14 protein-coding genes and 1 tRNA gene are annotated in these 16,365 nt (G+C 72.7%); 7 read left to right on the top strand and 8 right to left on the bottom strand.

What is annotated here, in order from left to right; all coding sequences use genetic code 11:
* The 6 genes from CWIS_RS04825 to CWIS_RS04800 form a co-directional block, all read right to left on the bottom strand.
* On the bottom strand, positions 1 to 1,337 hold a 1,337-nt coding region (locus CWIS_RS04825), incomplete at its 3' end, for a right-handed parallel beta-helix repeat-containing protein (protein ID WP_048342180.1).
* Between the two features lie 44 nt (positions 1,338 to 1,381).
* Positions 1,382 to 1,455: transfer RNA gene (locus CWIS_RS04820), tRNA-Val, on the bottom strand.
* 127 nt (positions 1,456 to 1,582) lie between these two features.
* On the bottom strand, positions 1,583 to 2,746 hold the full coding sequence (locus tag CWIS_RS04815; protein WP_048342117.1) for a cystathionine gamma-synthase: 1,164 nt from the start codon (positions 2,744 to 2,746) through the stop codon (positions 1,583 to 1,585).
* Positions 2,747 to 2,757: 11 nt separating this feature from the next.
* Positions 2,758 to 4,122 (bottom strand): cystathionine beta-synthase, encoded by a 1,365-nt coding sequence (locus tag CWIS_RS04810; protein WP_048342116.1) that lies wholly within the window; start codon positions 4,120 to 4,122, stop codon positions 2,758 to 2,760.
* A gap of 133 nt (positions 4,123 to 4,255) precedes the next feature.
* Entirely contained in the window at positions 4,256 to 4,732 is a 477-nt protein-coding gene (locus tag CWIS_RS04805; protein ID WP_048342115.1) for a peroxiredoxin, read from the bottom strand.
* Positions 4,729 to 5,148, bottom strand: coding sequence for a DUF3052 domain-containing protein (locus CWIS_RS04800; RefSeq protein ID WP_048342114.1), 420 nt, complete (start codon positions 5,146 to 5,148; stop codon positions 4,729 to 4,731). Before CWIS_RS04800 ends, CWIS_RS04805 begins: the two co-directional genes overlap by 4 nt.
* Positions 5,149 to 5,474: 326 nt before the next feature.
* Here CWIS_RS04800 and aceE point away from each other — a divergent pair, with 326 nt between their 5' ends.
* Positions 5,475 to 8,222, top strand: a complete 2,748-nt coding sequence (gene aceE / locus CWIS_RS04795; RefSeq protein ID WP_048342113.1) for a pyruvate dehydrogenase (acetyl-transferring), homodimeric type — start codon at positions 5,475 to 5,477, stop codon at positions 8,220 to 8,222.
* A 122-nt stretch (positions 8,223 to 8,344) separates the two neighbouring features.
* Here aceE and CWIS_RS04790 read toward each other — a convergent pair whose 3' ends face one another.
* Positions 8,345 to 9,031 (bottom strand): hypothetical protein, encoded by a 687-nt coding sequence (locus CWIS_RS04790; protein ID WP_048342112.1) that lies wholly within the window; start codon positions 9,029 to 9,031, stop codon positions 8,345 to 8,347.
* Positions 9,032 to 9,189: 158 nt separating this feature from the next.
* On the opposite strand from CWIS_RS04790, the gene CWIS_RS04785 reads away from it, so the two are divergent.
* The 5 genes from CWIS_RS04785 to CWIS_RS04765 all read left to right on the top strand — a co-directional run bounded on the left by CWIS_RS04785 (position 9,190) and on the right by CWIS_RS04765 (position 14,266).
* Positions 9,190 to 10,416: a CdaR family transcriptional regulator gene (locus CWIS_RS04785; RefSeq protein ID WP_170210974.1), complete on the top strand. Its 1,227-nt coding sequence runs from the start codon at positions 9,190 to 9,192 to the stop codon at positions 10,414 to 10,416.
* A gap of 136 nt (positions 10,417 to 10,552) precedes the next feature.
* Positions 10,553 to 11,554, top strand: a complete 1,002-nt coding sequence (locus tag CWIS_RS04780) for an ACP S-malonyltransferase (RefSeq protein ID WP_048342111.1) — start codon at positions 10,553 to 10,555, stop codon at positions 11,552 to 11,554.
* Complete coding sequence (locus tag CWIS_RS04775; RefSeq protein ID WP_048342110.1) at positions 11,551 to 12,552, top strand: beta-ketoacyl-ACP synthase III; 1,002 nt, start codon at positions 11,551 to 11,553, stop codon at positions 12,550 to 12,552. Before CWIS_RS04780 ends, CWIS_RS04775 begins: the two co-directional genes overlap by 4 nt.
* 99 nt (positions 12,553 to 12,651) lie before the next feature.
* Entirely contained in the window at positions 12,652 to 12,900 is a 249-nt protein-coding gene (locus CWIS_RS04770) for an acyl carrier protein (protein WP_048342109.1), read from the top strand.
* Positions 12,901 to 13,021: 121 nt separating this feature from the next.
* Positions 13,022 to 14,266 carry a beta-ketoacyl synthase gene (locus CWIS_RS04765; protein WP_048342108.1) on the top strand — a complete coding sequence of 415 codons (1,245 nt, stop codon included), beginning with the start codon at positions 13,022 to 13,024 and terminating at the stop codon, positions 14,264 to 14,266.
* Positions 14,267 to 14,327: 61 nt separating this feature from the next.
* Here the strand turns inward: CWIS_RS04765 and CWIS_RS04760 are convergent, their stop codons facing one another.
* On the bottom strand, positions 14,328 to 14,828 hold the full coding sequence (locus CWIS_RS04760) for a DUF3145 domain-containing protein (protein WP_048342167.1): 501 nt from the start codon (positions 14,826 to 14,828) through the stop codon (positions 14,328 to 14,330).
* Between the two features lie 627 nt (positions 14,829 to 15,455).
* Between CWIS_RS04760 and CWIS_RS04755 the strand changes: the two genes are divergently transcribed.
* The coding region (locus CWIS_RS04755) for a MetQ/NlpA family ABC transporter substrate-binding protein (protein WP_053071553.1) at positions 15,456 to 16,365 on the top strand (910 nt) is incomplete at its 3' end.

Below are 16,365 nucleotides of genomic sequence, written 5' to 3'. Positions count from 1 at the left end.
CGCACCGTCCCCGCGACGAGGTTGTGGAGGTAGGCGCCACCCTGGGCCACCACCTCGACCGCCGCCGCCGACGCCAGGACGTTGTGGTCGACGACGTACGGGCCGTGCGACACCTCGACGAACAGGTCGCGGTTGTTCCCGTACAGCAGGTTGCGGCTCACCCGCGTGCCCTGCGTCTGCCAGTCGAGCCAGATGCCGAGGGTCGTGTCGTGGATGCGGTTGTGCCGGATCTGCGTGTCGATCGCCGCGTGGAGCTTGATGCCCGCGATCTCGTGCCCGAAGAACTCGCGCTTGAGCGCGATGCGGTGGATGTGGTTGTCCTCGATCGTCGAGAACACGCACCCCAGGTGCCCGACGACGCCGTTCTGCCCGCAGTCGACGATCGTGTTGCGCCGCACCACGTGCGAGCCGACGTGCTCCCGGTCCCAGCCGATGTGCCGCGCGGAGAACACCGACTCGAGCTGGTACTGGTAGCCGGGCTTGTCGCCGCGCTGCGACGAGTAGTTGTCGCCGGTCGAGGCCTCCTTGCCGAGCGAGATCGCCGCGCACTTCGCGTCGTGGATGAGGTTGTCCTCGATGATCCAGCCCTTGGCCCAGTTCGGGCCGATGAGCCCCGGCTGGTCGGCGGTCGGCGGCGCCCACGGGGTCGCGGCGTGCGCGAGCTCGAAGCCACGGACCGTGATCCAGTCCACGTGGTGCCTGTCGGGGTAGAACACCGACCGGCGCACGTTGATCTCGACGAGGTCCTCGTTCGGGTCGGCGCCGTGGAAGTTGGCCCAGACGGTCGTGACGTCCTGCTCGACCTCCGCGTACCAGACGAACACGGTCTGGTCCGGGTCGTGGGTGGGCACGACCCGGCCCGTCCACACGTCGAGGACCTCGGTGCGGCGCGGCGGGTCCTGGACCTCGTCGCGCGCGTGCACCTCGTAGAACGAGCGCCCGTCGAGGTAGACGTCGGCGAGGTGCTTGCGCGGCGCGCCCGGCTCGTAGATGGCCCAGTCCCCGTCGACCGTCTCGGCGAACGGGTTGACGTCACCGAACAGCGTGTTCGGCACGCTCACGCGCCACACGGTGCCGCCGTCCGGCTGCCAGCCCGTGACGCGCTCGGAGCCCTTGATCACCACGTGCTCACCAGGCGCGGCCGTGTACGTGATGCGGCGCTGGTCCGACAGGCCACCGCGGGCCGGCCTGACCCACTCGCGGTACTCCCCCTCGTGCACCACGACCGTGTCTCCTGGCCGCGCGAGCAGCGCCGCCCTGCTGATCGTCCGCAGAGGCGCGCTCGGCGTGCCCTCGGAGGTGTCCGAGCCGTCGACGGCGACGTGCAGATCGGGCATGAGACGAACCGTCCTTCGCGCGCGAGGGAGCAAGCCATCCGACGTGGGCCCGGCCGGGTTCGAACCGGCGACCCCCGCGGTGTAAGCGCGGTGCTCTGACCAGCTGAGCTACAGGCCCCTGCGGCCGCGAACCACCGCGCCCGACGGCGGCACAGCCTACCGGCCCTCCCGGGGCAGGCATCCGCAGCGCCCGCGACGAGCCACCGGTGGCACCAGGCGCCGCGCAGACGGCCCTCGTGCGGGCGTCAGACGCGCGCGAGCGCTGCCTCGACGTCGGCGACGAGGTCCCCGACCGACTCGAGACCCACCGAGAGCCGCACGATCGACTCCGTGACCTCGAGCGGCGTCCCGCGCACCGACGCGTGGGTCATGCTCGCCGGGTGGTTCACGAGCGACTCCACACCACCGAGCGACTCGGCGAGCGTGAACAGGCGCGTGGACTCGGCGAACCGGCGCGCGGCGGGACCGTCCGCGAGCTCGATGGTGAGCATCCCGCCGAAGCCGCTCGACTGGCGCACGGCGATCTCGTGCCCGGGGTGGTCCGGCAGGCCGGGGTAGTGCACGCGGGTCACCGCAGGGTGCTCGACGAGCCGCTGCGCGAGCGCGAGTGCGTTCTCGCCATGCCGCTGCATGCGCACGGCCAGCGTCTTGATCCCGCGCGTCGTGAGCCACGCGTCGAGCGGTCCGGAGACCGCACCCGCGGCGAACTGCAGGAACTTCACCTGCTCCGCGAGCCCGTCGTCCTGCAGCACGACCGCGCCGCCGACCACGTCCGAGTGCCCGCCGAGGTACTTCGTCGTCGAGTGCACGACGACGTCCGCACCGAGGCTCAGCGGACGCTGCAGCGCGGGCGTGGCGAAGGTGTTGTCGACGACCACGAGCGCGCCGTGCGCGTGCGCGAGGTCGGCGAGCGCCGCGATGTCGGTGATCCGCAGGTACGGGTTGCTGGGTGTCTCGGCCCAGATCAGCTTCGGCCGCTCGTCGAGCGCGTCGCGCACCGCGGACAGGTCGGTCAGGTCCACGACCCGGTGCCGCACACCCCACGCGCCGAGCACGCGAGAGACGAGCCGGTACGTGCCGCCGTACACGTCGTCGCCGATCAGCAGCTCGTCGCCGGGCTTGAGCACGGCGCGCAGGAGCGCGTCCTCGGCGGCGAGGCCGGACGCGAACGACAGTCCGTGCGCGCCGCCCTCGAGCGTCGCGAGCTGCGTCTCGAGCGCGGTGCGCGTCGGGTTGCCCGCTCGTCCGTACTCGTACCCGCCGCGCAGCCCGCCGATCCCGTCCTGCACGTACGTCGAGCTCATGTGCACAGGCGGGATGACCGCGCCGGTGGTCGCGTCGGGGTCCTGGCCCGCGTGGATCGCCAGGGTCTCGAAGCCGACGTCGGGACGGTCGTCGTGGTGGCTCATGCGTGGTCTCCTCAGTGGCTCAGGAAGGTCAGGAGGTCGGCTCGCGTGACGACCGAGACGGGGGCGCCCTCGTCGACCACGAGCAGGGCGCTCGCCGTCGACAGCGCCTTGCGCGCCTGCGCGACGGACTCGTTCGCGCCGATCTGCGGCAGGCCGTCCTGGAGCACCGCGGACACCGCGTCGCCCATCTCGACCTCGCCCGAGAACACCTTCTCGAGCAGCGACTCCTCGTCGATCGCGCCGACGACCTCGCCGATGACGACCGGCGGCTCGGCGGTGAGCACCGGCAGCTGCGAGACGCCGAACTCCGTCATCATCGCGATCGCGTCGCGCACGGTGTCCGCGGGGTGCGCGTGCACGAGTGCGGGCAGCGACCCGTCCTTCGCGGTCACGACGTCGCGCACCGTGCGCTCCTCGGGCAGCGCGCTGAACCCGTACGAGCGCAGCCACGCGTCGTTGAAGATCTTGCCGAGGTACCCGCGCCCGCCGTCGGGCAGCAGCACGACGACGACCGCGTCGGCGGGCAGGTCGCGCGCGACCCGCAGCGCCGCGACGACCGCCATACCGCTCGAGCCCCCGACGAGCAGGCCCTCCTCGCGCGCCAGGCGCCGCGTCACCTCGAACGACTCGGCGTCCGCGACGGCGACCACCTCGTCGACCACCGACGGGTCGTACGCGCCGGGCCAGAAGTCCTCCCCCACGCCCTCGACGAGGTAGGGCCGTCCGGTCCCCCCGGAGTAGACCGACCCGACCGGGTCGGCGCCGACGACGCGCACGGCGCCGCCGGAGACCTCTTTCAGGAACCGGCCCGTCCCGCTGATCGTGCCGCCCGTACCGACGCCCGCGACGAAGTGCGTGACGCGCCCGTCGGTGTCGCGCCAGATCTCGGGACCCGTGGTCTCGTAGTGGCTGAGCGGCCCGTTCGGGTTCTGGTACTGGTTGGGCTTGAACGCCCCCGGGATCTGCGCCGCGAGCCGGTCCGACACCGAGTAGTACGACTCCGGGTCGTCGGGGGCGACCGACGTGGGCGTCACGACGACCTCGGCGCCGTACGCGCGCAGCACGGCGCGCTTGTCCTCGCCCACCTTGTCCGGGACGACGAACACGCAGTGGTACCCGCGCTGCTGCGCGACGAGCGCGAGCCCCACGCCGGTGTTGCCGCTCGTCGGCTCGACGATCGTCCCGCCGGGCCGCAGCAGGCCGTCACGTTCGGCGGCGTCGATGATGCGCGCGGCGATGCGGTCCTTCGACGACCCACCGGGGTTGAGGTACTCGACCTTCGCGAGCACCGTGGCCGCGATGCCCTCGGTCACCGCGTGCAGCTGCACGAGCGGCGTGTCCCCGACGAGGTCGGTGATGCGGGAGGCGAATCTCATGGGTGCTGTCCTCTGGCTGGCCGCGCGCACGCGCGGCGACGGATCCGGGCGGAGGGATCGTCAGGGACGACAGCAGGAGCGCACCGCACCAGCCTAGCCCGTGCCCCGCGGACGCCCCACCGGGCACTGCCGCTCAGAGGGCCGCGAGCGCCTCGCGGTAAGCGGCGAGCGGCCGCGCCTGCCCGCGCGCGTTGACGACGCTCCAGCGCAGCACGCCCTCGGCGTCGATCAGGAACGACCCGCGCAGCGCGTGCCCGCTGCCCTCGTCGAACACGCCGTAGGCGCGGGCGACGTCGCCGTGCGGCCAGAAGTCCGCGAGGAGGTCGAACGTGTACTTCTCCTGCTCGGCCCAGGCCCGCAGCGAGAACATCGGGTCGCAGCTCACGACGAGCAGACGCACCCCGGCACGGTCGAAGTCCGCGATGTTGTCCCGCAGCTCGCACAGCTCACCCGTGCAGGTCCCCGAGAAGGCGAACGGCACGAACACGACGACCACCGGGGTGCCGCGCAGGTCGGCCAGCGAGACCGGCGTGCCGTGCGTGTCGGGCAACGTGAACCCGGGTGCGGGCTGACCGACGACGGGGAGCTTCGAGCCCTGCGGCTCGGTCACTTGCCGCGCCCGCGAGTGCCCAGCTTGGTCGCCGACCAGTCGGGCGCGATCGCGAACGTCGACATCGCGTGGAGCCCCGACGTGGTCGCAGCCTCCTCGATGTCGGAGTGGGAGACGTGCCCCGGGCGGCCGGCCTTCGGGGACAGCACCCAGATCGGGCCGTTGTCGTCGAGCACGGTCATCGCGTCGACGAGGAAGTCGGTCAGGTCACCGTCGTCGTCGCGGAACCAGATGACTGCACCGTCGGTGACGTCGTCGTAGTCCTCGTCGACGAGCTCCGTCCCGGTGACGGCCTCGACGGCCGCCCTCAGGGCCTCGTCGGCGTCGTCGTCGTAGCCGAGCTCCTGGATCACCTGACCCGAGGAGAAGCCCAGACGGGCAGCCTGCTGCTGCCCGGCGTCCGCACTGGCTGACACGTCCCGTCCGATCCCTTCGTCACGGCCTCCTCCGCAGGGAGCAGGCCTGTTCGATGTGCGCACAACCTAGCCCACCGCAGCGCGCGCCACCTGGCAAGGCCCCACGCGGCACGGGTCTGCCGGGGGTGCCGCGTGGGGCCGGTGTCACCGACGTCACGTGCCCCGCACGGGGCCCGCGTGTGACTTCTGGTGCTCAGGGTCCGACAATGGGGCGGACTACCCGCACCCGTGCACACGGCCGCCAGCCGCGCGCGCCCGGGACCGGGCCGACGATGTGCGCCGAGGCCGTTCAGGGCCCGCGCGCCGACAAGAGGCGAGGAGCACTGGTGGCTCAGATCGACGAGACAGGCCCGCTCATCGGCGGCCTGCTCAGCCAGGTACCCGACATCGACCCCGACGAGACCGGTGAGTGGGTCGAGTCGCTCGACGGACTCATCGACGACAAGGGCGGCCCGCGCGCGCGGTACGTGCTCATGAGCCTCCTGCGCCGCGCGCGGGAGAAGAACGTCGCGATCCCGGCGTCGCTCAACACGCCGTACGTGAACACGATCGCGGTGCACAACGAGCCGTACTTCCCCGGCGACGAGGTCATCGAGCGCCGCTACCGCTCGTGGAACCGCTGGAACGCGGCCGTCATGGTGACGCGCGCCCAGCGTCCCGGCATCGGGGTCGGCGGGCACATCTCGTCGTACGCGTCCGTCGCGACGCTGTACGAGGTCGGCCTCAACCACTTCTTCCGCGGCAAGGACCACCCCGGCGGCGGGGACCAGATCTACTTCCAGGGCCACGCCTCCCCCGGCGTGTACGCCCGCGCGTTCCTCGAGGGCCGGCTCACCGAGCACCAGCTCGACGGGTTCCGCCAGGAGCTCTCCCACCCGGGCGGCGGCCTGCCGTCGTACCCGCACCCGCGCCTCGCGCCGGAGCTGTGGGAGTTCCCGACCGTCTCGATGGGCCTGGGTCCGTCGGGCGCGATCTACCAGGCGTGGACCAACCGGTACCTGCACAACCGCGGGATCAAGGACACGAGCCAGCAGGACGTCTGGGCGTTCCTCGGCGACGGCGAGATGGACGAGCCCGAGTCGCGCGGCCTGATCCACCTCGCGGCGCAGCAGAACCTCGACAACCTCACGTTCGTCGTGAACTGCAACCTGCAGCGGCTCGACGGTCCCGTGCGTGGCAACGGCAAGATCATCCAGGAGCTCGAGGCCGAGTTCCGCGGTGCCGGCTGGAACGTCATCAAGGTCGTGTGGGGCCGCGAGTGGGACGTCCTGCTCAACGCGGACAAGGACCGCGCGCTGGTCCACCTCATGAACACGACGCCGGACGGCGACTACCAGACCTACCGCGCCGAGAACGGCGCGTTCATCCGCGAGCACTTCTTCGGCCGCGACCCGCGGACCAAGCAGCTCGTCGAGAAGATGACCGACGACGAGATCTGGGCGCTCAAGCGCGGCGGTCACGACTACCGCAAGATCTACGCGGCCTACAAGGCGGCGCGTGAGCACACGGGCGCGCCGACGATCATCCTGGCGCACACGATCAAGGGCTACGGGCTGGGCTCGGGCTTCGCCGGTCGCAACGCGACGCACCAGATGAAGAAGCTCAAGATCGACGACCTCAAGACGCTCCGTGACACGCTGCACATCCCGTTCACGGACGCCCAGCTCGAGGAGAACCCCTACCTCCCGCCGTACTACCACCCGGGTACCGACGACGAGGCGATCCAGTACATGCTCGAGCGCCGCCGCCAGCTCGGCGGGTTCGTGCCCGAGCGCCGCTCGACGTACCAGCCCGTCACGACGCCGCCGGCCGAGCGGTACGAGAGCCTCGCCAAGGGTTCGGGCCAGCAGGAGGTCGCCACGACGATGGCGCTCGTGCGCCTGTTCAAGGACCTCCTGAAGGACAAGGAGTTCGGTCACCGCCTGGTGCCGATCATCCCCGACGAGGCCCGCACGTTCGGCCTCGACGCGATCTTCCCCAGCGCCAAGATCTTCAACACCGTGGGCCAGCACTACCTCGCGGTCGACCGCGACCTCATGCTGAGCTACAAGGAGTCCGAGTCCGGGCAGATCATGCACACCGGGATCAACGAGGCCGGCTCGGCCTCCGCGTTCCAGGCGGTCGGGACGTCGTACGCGACGCACGGCGAGCCGCTCGTGCCGTTCTACTTCTACTACTCGATGTTCGGGTTCCAGCGCACGGGCGACCAGTTCTGGGCGGCCGGCGACCAGATGGCGCGGGGCTTCCTCGTCGGCGCCACGGCGGGCCGCACCACGCTCACGGGCGAGGGCCTGCAGCACGCCGACGGGCACTCCCCGCTGCTGGCGGGGACCATGCCGCACGTCGTGCACTACGACGCGGCGTACGGCTACGAGCTGCGGCACATCGTGCGCGACGGCATCGACCGGATGTACGCGCCGGACAACGGCGGCCGCGACCGTGACGTCATCTACTACCTCACGGTCTACAACGAGCCGATCGTGCAGCCGGCCGAGCCGCAGGACGTCGACGTCGACGGCATCCTCAAGGGCATCTACCTGCTGTCCCCCGCCGAGGGCGACGGGCCGCGCGCCCAGATCCTCGCGTCGGGCGTGGCGGTGCCGTGGGCGCTCGAGGCGCAGAAGCTCCTGGCCGACGACTGGGGCGTGCGCGCCGCGGTGTGGTCGGTCACGTCCTGGAACGAGCTGCGCCGCGACGGGCTCGCCGCGGACCAGCAGGCGTTCCTGCACCCGGGCGAGGAGCCGCGCACGGCGTACCTGACGCGCAAGCTCGAGGGCGCCGAGGGTCCGTTCGTCGCGACGACGGACTACGACCACCTCGTCGCCGACCAGGTGCGCGCGTGGATCCCGGGCACGTATGCGACGCTCGGGGCGGACGGCTTCGGCTTCTCCGACACGCGCGCCGCCGCCCGCCGTCACTTCAAGATCGACGGCCCGTCGACCGTGGTGCGCGTGCTGCAGCAGCTCGCGCGCACCGGGGACGTCGCGGCGGACGCTCCCGCGCAGGCGATCGAGCGGTACGACCTGCACGACGTCACGGCCGGCACCTCGGGCAACACGGGTGGCGACAGCTGACACGCGACTGACGCATGACGAAGGGGGCCGACGATCGTCGGCCCCCTTCGTCATGCTCGGGCGTCCGTCATGCTCGGGCGTCCGTCAGGCTCGGGTGTCGTCGTGCCGCCGCGCCCGCGGGGTCAGGTGCCGGGGATGGCCTGGCGCGCCTGGGCGACGATCTGCTCGAGCTCGGCCCGCAGCGGGGCGACCGCCGCCTGGTCAGGGTAGAGGTCGAGGTTGGCGACGTACTGCTTGGCCTCGAGCGGTCGGTCCGCCTCGATCGCGGCCTGGACGAGCTGCCGGGCGACCTCGGGCTCGTGCTCCCGGGGGCGCCAGTGGCCGACGCCCAGACCGAGCGCGTCGACGGGCTTGCCGGCCTCGCGCAGCAGCGCGAGCGCCTCGAGGAGCGCGGCGCCCGACGGGTCGCGCTCGGCGGCGGTCGTGAGCCGACGCAGCGTGCCCTCGTGGTCGTCGCGCACCGACAGGCGCGCGACCTCGATCAGCGGGTACCACGCCCGGGGGTTGCCCGCGAGCTCCTCGCCGAGCGACCAGACCGCCAGGTCGGCGGCGCGCTGACGCGCCACCTCGTCCTGCGGCGCGGTGAGCGGGTCGCCGTCCGGGCCGGTCTCGCTGGCACGGCGGCGCACGATCTCCGCGAGCGCCGCGAAGGCGCGGACGTTGTTGGGGTCGTCGGACAGCATCGAGCGCAGGGCGTCCTCGTGAAGCGTGTCACCACGGCGAGCGGTGCTCGTCGGACGGCGGGCACCGACACGCGACGCGGACGACGGCCGACGCATGAGCTGTCGTAGGCGGGGCAGCAGAGCCATGCAGCGACCCTAACCCGGTCTGGTCCGGGCGTCCCGGTCGAGAACGACTTTCCGGGCGAGGCGGGCGCCCCGCCAACCCGGCGTCCGCACCCTGGGACGGCGGCGCGCGCTCGTCGCCTTTGTCGACTTCCCACAAGGCCCCGCCCTATGCTCACCCCATGGCCCGTATCGTCGAACCCGCCGGCGCGCGTGCGGGCAACCAGCGCGTGCCGCCCGGTCAGCCCGAGGCCACCCCGGCCGCACCGACGGAGACGCAGCGCCGCGTGCGCGAGGGCGCGGGCCTGCTGGCCGCCGCCGCGATGCGACGGCTCGACGAGGACCTGGACTGGTACCGCGCACTACCCGCCGAGGACCGCTCGTGGGTCGGGCTCGTGGCCCAGGCGGGCATCAGCTCGTTCATCGCCTGGTTCGCCGACTCGTCGCGCGCGCCGCACGGCGTGAGCGACATCTTCGCGAGCGCACCCCCCGAGCTCACGCGCTCGATCTCGCTGCAGCACACGCTGCACCTCGTGCGCGTGGTCGTCGACGTGGTCGAGTCGCACGCCGACCGGCTCGCGGCCCCGGGCGAGGAGCGCGAGCTGCGCGAGGCCGTCCTGCTGTACTCGCGCGAGGTCGCCTTCTCCGCGGCCGAGGTCTACGCACGCGCCGCCGAGGTCCGCGGGGCGTGGGACGCGCGGCTCGAGGCGCTCGTCGTGGACGCGCTCGTGCGGGGTGACGTCGACGACTCGACGCGCTCGCGCGTGGCCGCGCTCGGCTGGAGCGGCCGTGGTCAGACGCTCGTCGTCGTCGGCACGACGGCCGCGCCGATCGACGAGGTACGCGCCGCGGACCTGCGACGGGCCACGCGGCGCGCCGCCGACGACGCGCTCGTGGGGATCCAGGGCGACCGGCTCGTCGTGTTCCTCGGCGGCCAGGGCGACCTGCTCGCGGCCGCCACGTCGCTGCTGCCGCGGTTCGGGCCCGGCCCGGTCGTCATCGGTCCGCTGGTGGCCGACGTGACCGCGAGCGCCGCCTCGGCGCGCGCGGCGATCGCCGGGCTGCAGGCGGCGGCGGCCTGGCCGCAGGCTCCGCGGCCCGTCGCGGCCGACGACCTGCTCCCCGAGCGCGTGCTCGTCGGCGACGTGCTCGCGCGGCGCACGCTCGTCGCGCAGGCGTACGAGCCGCTGGCCGCGAGCCAGGGTGCGCTGCTCGAGACGATCTCGGCCTACCTCGGCACCGGCCGCTCGCTCGAGGCCGCGGCACGGTCGCTGTACGTGCACCCCAACACGGTCCGCTACCGGCTCAAGCGCGTCGCGGACGTCACGGGCTGGGACCCGCTGGACCCGCGCGAGTCGTACGTCCTGCAGACGGCGCTCGCCGTGGGTCGCCTCGACGCGCCCGCCTGACGGGCCGACGACGCGGGTCGCGCGCCCGCGGCACCGCGTGGGTGAGCGCCTCTTGTAGGACACGCACAACGCCTCGCCAGATTCTCGGTGCGCGCCGCCACCCGGTCGCGACGCCCGGTGCAGGCACAGTTGACGGGTGCTCGTCGTCGTCTGCCCCGGACAGGGTGCCCAGTCCCCCGGCATGCTCGCCCCCTGGCTCGAGCTGCCCTCCTTCGCCTCCTCGATCTCCCGCGCCTCGCAGGCCACCGGCCTCGACCTCGTCGCGCACGGCACGACCTCCGACGCGGACACGATCCGTGACACGGCCGTCGCGCAGCCGCTGCTGGTCGCCTCCGCTCTCGCGAGCCTGCGTACGGTGCTCGAGGTCGGCGAGGACGCCCCGCTCGGCGCGGCCCTGGGCGGCCGCGTCGACGTGACCGCGGGCCACTCGGTCGGCGAGCTCGCGGCGGCCGCCGTCGCAGGCGTCCTGACCGACGAGGAGGCGCTGCGGCTCGTGGCTGTGCGCGGCTCGGCCATGGCCCGCGCCGCGGCCGTGACGCCCACCGGCATGAGCGCCGTGCTGGGCGGCGACCCCGACGAGGTGCTCGCCGCGCTCGAGCGTCACGGGCTCGTGCCCGCGAACGTCAACGGGGGCGGCCAGGTCGTCGCCGCGGGCACGCTCGAGGCTCTCGCGGCCCTGGCGGCGGACCCGCCCGCCAAGGCCCGGGTGATCGCCCTGCAGGTCGCCGGCGCGTTCCACACCGAGCACATGGCTCCCGCCGTCGCCGAGCTGCGCGCGGCCGCGGACGCCGTGGCGCCGGGCGAGCCGACGGTCGCGCTGCTGACCAACTCCGACGGTTCCGTGGTCGCCTCCGGGTCCCGCGCGCTCGAGCTCGTCGTCGCACAGGTCGCGCACCCCGTGCGCTGGGACCTGTGCTGCACGACGCTGCTCGACCTCGGCGTGACCGGTCTGCTGGAGGTCGCGCCCGGAGGTGTGCTCACCGGTCTGGCGCGTCGTACGCTGCCCGGGGTCGAGACCGTCGCCGTCAAGACCCCCGCCGACCTGGACGCCGCACGCGACCTCGTGCGCCGCCACGCCGGATCCACCCCGGACGCGGGTTCGACCCCGTCCGCGAGCAGCCAGGAGCAGTCGTCGTGACCCGTCCCACCCTGACGCAGTCCACCGGCCCCGCCCACACCCGGATCCTCGGGATCGGGGGCGTCCGTGGCGAGAACCTCGTGACGAACGACGAGATCGCCGGCCCGATCGACTCGTCCGACGAGTGGATCCGCCAGCGGACCGGGATCGTGACCCGCGCCCGCGCGGGCGCTGAGACGGACGTGCTCGACCTCGCCGAGCAGGCCGCGCGCCGGGCGGTCGAGCACGCCGGCCTGACGGGTGCGGACATCGACGCCGTCATCCTGTCGACCGTCACGTACTTCCACCAGACGCCCGCGGGAGCGGCGATCATCGCCGACCGCATCGGCGCGACGCCCGCCGCGGCCTTCGACATCTCGGCCGCGTGCGCCGGCTACTGCTACGGCATCGGCCAGGCCGACGCGCTCGTGCGCTCCGGCGCAGCGCGTCACGTGCTGGTGATCGGCGCCGAGAAGATGAGCGACTTCATCGACCCGACCGACCGCTCGATCTCGTTCCTGCTGGGCGACGGCGCGGGCGCCGTGGTGATCGGGCCGTCGGACACGCCGGGCATCGGCCCGACGGTCTGGGGCTCGGACGGCGGCCAGGCGCAGGCGATCCGCCAGACCCACTCCTGGAAGGAGACCCAGACGGGCGCGGGCTGGCCCACGCTGCGCCAGGAGGGCCAGTCGGTCTTCAAGTGGGCGGTGTGGCAGATGGCACCCGTCGCGCAGAAGGCGATGGACGCCGCGGGAGTCACCGCCGACGACATCGAGGCGTTCATCCCGCACCAGGCGAACATGCGCATCATCGACCAGATGATCAAGCAGCTGAAGCTGCCCGAGACGGTCGTCGTCGCGCGGGACATCGCCGACACCGGCAACACGTCGGCCGCGTCCATCCCGCTGGCCACCGAGCGGCTGCTGCGCGAGGGCAAGGTGTCCTCGGGCGCGCTCGCCCTGCAGATCGGCTTCGGTGCCGGGCTGGTCTACGCGGCGCAGGTCGTCGTCCTGCCCTGATCGTCGACCGTCCTCGGACGGCGACACCTCATCTTCGGTCCGGCCGCCCCGGCTGTACCGTTCGTCCGACCCCTCACGTCACCCACGAAGGAGACAACCATGGCGTACAGCGAGCAGGACATCCTGGCCGGACTGGCCGAGATCGTCAGCGAGGAGACCGGCCTGCCGACCGACGCGGTCCAGGCGGAGAAGTCCTTCACCGACGACCTCGACATCGACTCGCTGTCGATGATGACGATCGTCACGCTCGCCGAGGAGAAGTTCGACGTGCGCATCCCCGACGACGAGGTCAAGAACCTCGCGACCGTCGGCGACGCCGTCAGCTTCATCGCGAACGCGCAGTCCTGACCACCCTGGTCCGTCCTGCGCGCGACGCGCAGGACGGACCGGCGGGCGCCCCAGGCCACTCTGCCCGGACCACCGCCCACCGAACCCGCGAGACCGGGACCCGACCTCACTGGGAGCAGCGATGAGCCACACGACCGACGTCGTCGTCACCGGACTGGGCGCCACGACACCCCTCGGCGGCGACGCGAAGAGCACGTGGGCCGCAGCCCTCGCGGGCGAGTCCGGCGCGCGCCCGTTCGAGGAGGACTGGTCCGCCCAGTACGGCATCCCCGTCGAGTTCGCGGCCACCATCAAGGTCAAGCCGAGCGAGGTGCTCGAGCGGCCCGAGCTCAAGCGCATGGACCCCTCGACGCAGTACGCGATCATCGCGGCGCGCGAGGCGTGGGCCGACGCCGGCACCCCCGAGGTCGACGGCGAGCGTCTGGGCGCCGTCGTGTCGTCGGGCATCGGCGGGATCTGGACCACGCTCGACGGCTGGGACCTGCTGCGGGAGAAGGGCGCCCGGCGCGTCCTGCCCATGACCGTCCCCATGCTCATGCCGAACTCGCCCGTCGCGTTCGTGTCGCTCGAGTTCGGCGCGAAGGCGGGCGCGCATGCGCTGGTCTCGGCGTGCGCGTCGGGTGCCGAGGCGATCGGCTACGGCGTCGACATGATCCGCGCCGGCCGCGCCGACGTCGTCATCGCGGGCGGCACCGAGGCGACCATCCACCCGATGCCGATCGCTGCGTTCGCGGCCTCGCGCACGCTCTCGCTGCGCAACGACGACCCGCAGGGCGCCTCGCGCCCGTACGACGTCGACCGCGACGGGTTCGTGATCGGCGAGGGAGCGGGTGTCGTCGTCCTCGAGAGCGCCGAGCACGCCGCTGCGCGCGGTGCGCGTGTCTACGCCCGCATCGCCGGTGTCGGCCTGTCCGCCGACGGCTACCACATCACCTCCCCGGAGCCGAGCGGCGACGGGCAGATCCGCGCGATGCGCGCGGCGCTCCAGGAGTCGGGTGTCGCCGCGACGGAGGTCGTGCACGTCAACGCGCACGCCACGTCGACCGTCGTCGGCGACCTCATCGAGGCGCGCTCGATCCGTGGCGTCCTGGGCGACGACGCGGACCACGTCGCACTGTCGGCCACCAAGTCGATGACCGGTCACCTGCTGGGCGGCGCAGGCGCGCTCGAGACGATCTTCACAGTGCTGGCGCTGCACGAGCGCCAGGCTCCCCCGACCATCAACGTGACGCAGCCGGACCCCGAGCTCGTGCTCGACCTGGTCCGTGACACGCCGCGAGCCCTGCCCGCCGGTGAGATCGCGGCGATCAACAACTCGTTCGGCTTCGGCGGCCACAACGTGGCCCTGGTGGTCACCTCCGCCTGACGGACCACCGACGACGAGAGGGGCGCCCCGGTCAGGAGCGCCCCTCTCGTCGTCTGTCGGCTCAGCCGACCCGGTGCAGCCAGCGCACGGGTGCGCCCGCGCCCGCGTACCGGAACGGCTCGAGCTCGTCGTCCCACGCCTGACCGAGCGCGAGGTCCAGCTCGGCGCGCAGCCGGGCGGCGTCCCCCGCGTGCTCGAGCGCCGCACGGATGCGGTCCTCGGGGATCACGACGTTGCCGTGGACGTCGGTCGCGGCGTGGAAGATCCCGAGGTCGGGCGTGTGGCTCCAGCGCGAGCCGTCCACGCCGTGGCTCGGCTCCTCGGTGATCTCGTAGCGCAGGTGCGCCCACCCGCGCAGCGCGGACGCGAGGCGCGCGCCGGTGCCGGGGGCACCCTGCCACGAGAGCTCGGCGCGGTAGAACGCCGGTCCGGCGGGCTGCTCGGTCCAGTCCAGCGACACGCGCTGACCCAGCACGTTGCCTGCTGCCCACTCGATGTGCGGGCACAGCGCACGGGGTGCTGAGTGCACGAAAAGCACACCGCGGGTGATCGCACCTGCCATGTCGTCCTCCATCAGCGGCTCGAGGTTCGTCTTCCCCAACGACCTCGTCCCACCGTTCAGACCACCTGTGGCGCTCGCGGCGTACGTCCACAGGATGCACGACGACCGCGTGTCGTGCCAAGCGACCGCGCCGGGCGCCGCCCGTGCGGGTGAACGACACGCCCGCTGACCTCCGGATTACCGCACCGAACGGCTCGGAATTTGACACCGCCGACGCGCGTGGTCTTGACTCGCCCCGGATCGGCGCAGCGCCGATCTGCAGGTCGGGCCCAGTGCCCTGCCACGCGGCCGAGGCCGCCTGACGAGAGGTCGACGATGCGCACGCGGACGACGGACACCCGGACCACCGAGCCTTCGGGCACGGTCGTCATGTGTCTGCGCGCCTCGTGTCGCTCGATGCTCTGCCGCTGAGCCGTCCGACCGGCCGCCGGCCGCGTCCGTAGCCGCTCCACCCCGCTCGCACCCTCCGGTCCGGGCGGACGACATCCGCCGCCAGGTCATCCCGTGCGGCCGCGCGACCCCACCGCTCGTCCCCGCACGCGCCGTGCTGCCCGTCGCATCCTTCCGGCCGCCCGTCGACCGCCTCGCCACGGCACCGCTGACGTGCCCCTCACCTTGGAGACCACCATGTCTGACACCCCGAACCCGACGAACCCGACCGACGGTGCCGCGCCCGTCCTGCCCCCGAGGTCCGGCGGCTCGCGCCGCGGGCTGATCGCGGGCGTCGTCGTCGCGGCGGTCGTCGTCGCGGGCGCCGCGACCGCCTACCTGCTCAACCGTGACTCCGACGACGACGCCGCAGGCGGGGGCAGCACCTCGTCAGCCCGGCCGACCGTCGTCCGCCTGGGCACGACCGAGATCGCGCAGCCGCACTGGGAGATCCTCAAGGCGCTCGCCGCGAAGGAGAACATCGACCTCGAGCTCGTCGGCTTCTCGGAGTACACGCAGCCGAACCCGGCGCTGGCGGACGGCGAGATCGACCTCAACGCGTTCCAGCACGTGCTGTACCTGGCGGACCACAACAACAACACGGGAGACGACCTGCAGCCGATCGGGTCGACGCTCATCGTCCCGCTCCCGCTCTACTCCGAGAAGCACGAGAAGGTCGAGGAGTTCACGAAGGGCGAGCAGGTGGCGATCCCGAACGACTCGACCAACCAGGCGCGTGCGCTGTTCGTCCTCGAGTCGGCGGGGCTCATCGAGCTCACGGGCGACCCCGCCGTGCCGACGCCCGACGACGTCGACACCGACGCGTCGACGGTCGTCGTGCGGCCGGTCGAGGCGTCGCAGACCGCAGGTCTCATCGCCGACCCGGACATCGCGGGCGTCGTCGTGAACAACAACTTCGCGACCGACGCGGGCTTCGACCTCGACGGCTTCGTGTACGCCGACGACCCGGCCTCCCCCGGCGCCCAGCCGTACATCAACGTGATCGTCGCCCGCGCCGACGAGCTCGACAACCCCGTGTACCAGCGGATCGTCGAGCTCTACCACGACCCGTCCGTGCTCGAGTCGGTCGTGGAGTCGTCGGGCGGCA

The sequence above is a fragment of the Cellulomonas sp. A375-1 genome (assembly GCF_001040865.1).
Classification (GTDB): Bacteria; Actinomycetota; Actinomycetes; order Actinomycetales; family Cellulomonadaceae; genus Cellulomonas; species Cellulomonas gelida.
Note: the sequence above shows the minus strand (reverse complement) of the source record. Positions and strands in the feature narration are given on the sequence as shown.

Bases quoted from the DNA above. Each gene is read 5' to 3' on its own strand.
- CWIS_RS04815 (WP_048342117.1), bottom strand. From the start codon at position 2,746: ATGAGCCACCACGACGACCGTCCCGACGTCGGCTTCGAGACCCTGGCG.
- CWIS_RS04810 (WP_048342116.1), bottom strand. From the start codon at position 4,122: ATGAGATTCGCCTCCCGCATCACCGACCTCGTCGGGGACACGCCGCTC.
- CWIS_RS04790 (WP_048342112.1), bottom strand. From the start codon at position 9,031: ATGGCTCTGCTGCCCCGCCTACGACAGCTCATGCGTCGGCCGTCGTCC.
- CWIS_RS04785 (WP_170210974.1), top strand. From the start codon at position 9,190: ATGGCCCGTATCGTCGAACCCGCCGGCGCGCGTGCGGGCAACCAGCGC.
- CWIS_RS04770 (WP_048342109.1), top strand. From the start codon at position 12,652: ATGGCGTACAGCGAGCAGGACATCCTGGCCGGACTGGCCGAGATCGTC.
- CWIS_RS04765 (WP_048342108.1), top strand. From the start codon at position 13,022: ATGAGCCACACGACCGACGTCGTCGTCACCGGACTGGGCGCCACGACA.
- CWIS_RS04760 (WP_048342167.1), bottom strand. From the start codon at position 14,828: ATGGCAGGTGCGATCACCCGCGGTGTGCTTTTCGTGCACTCAGCACCC.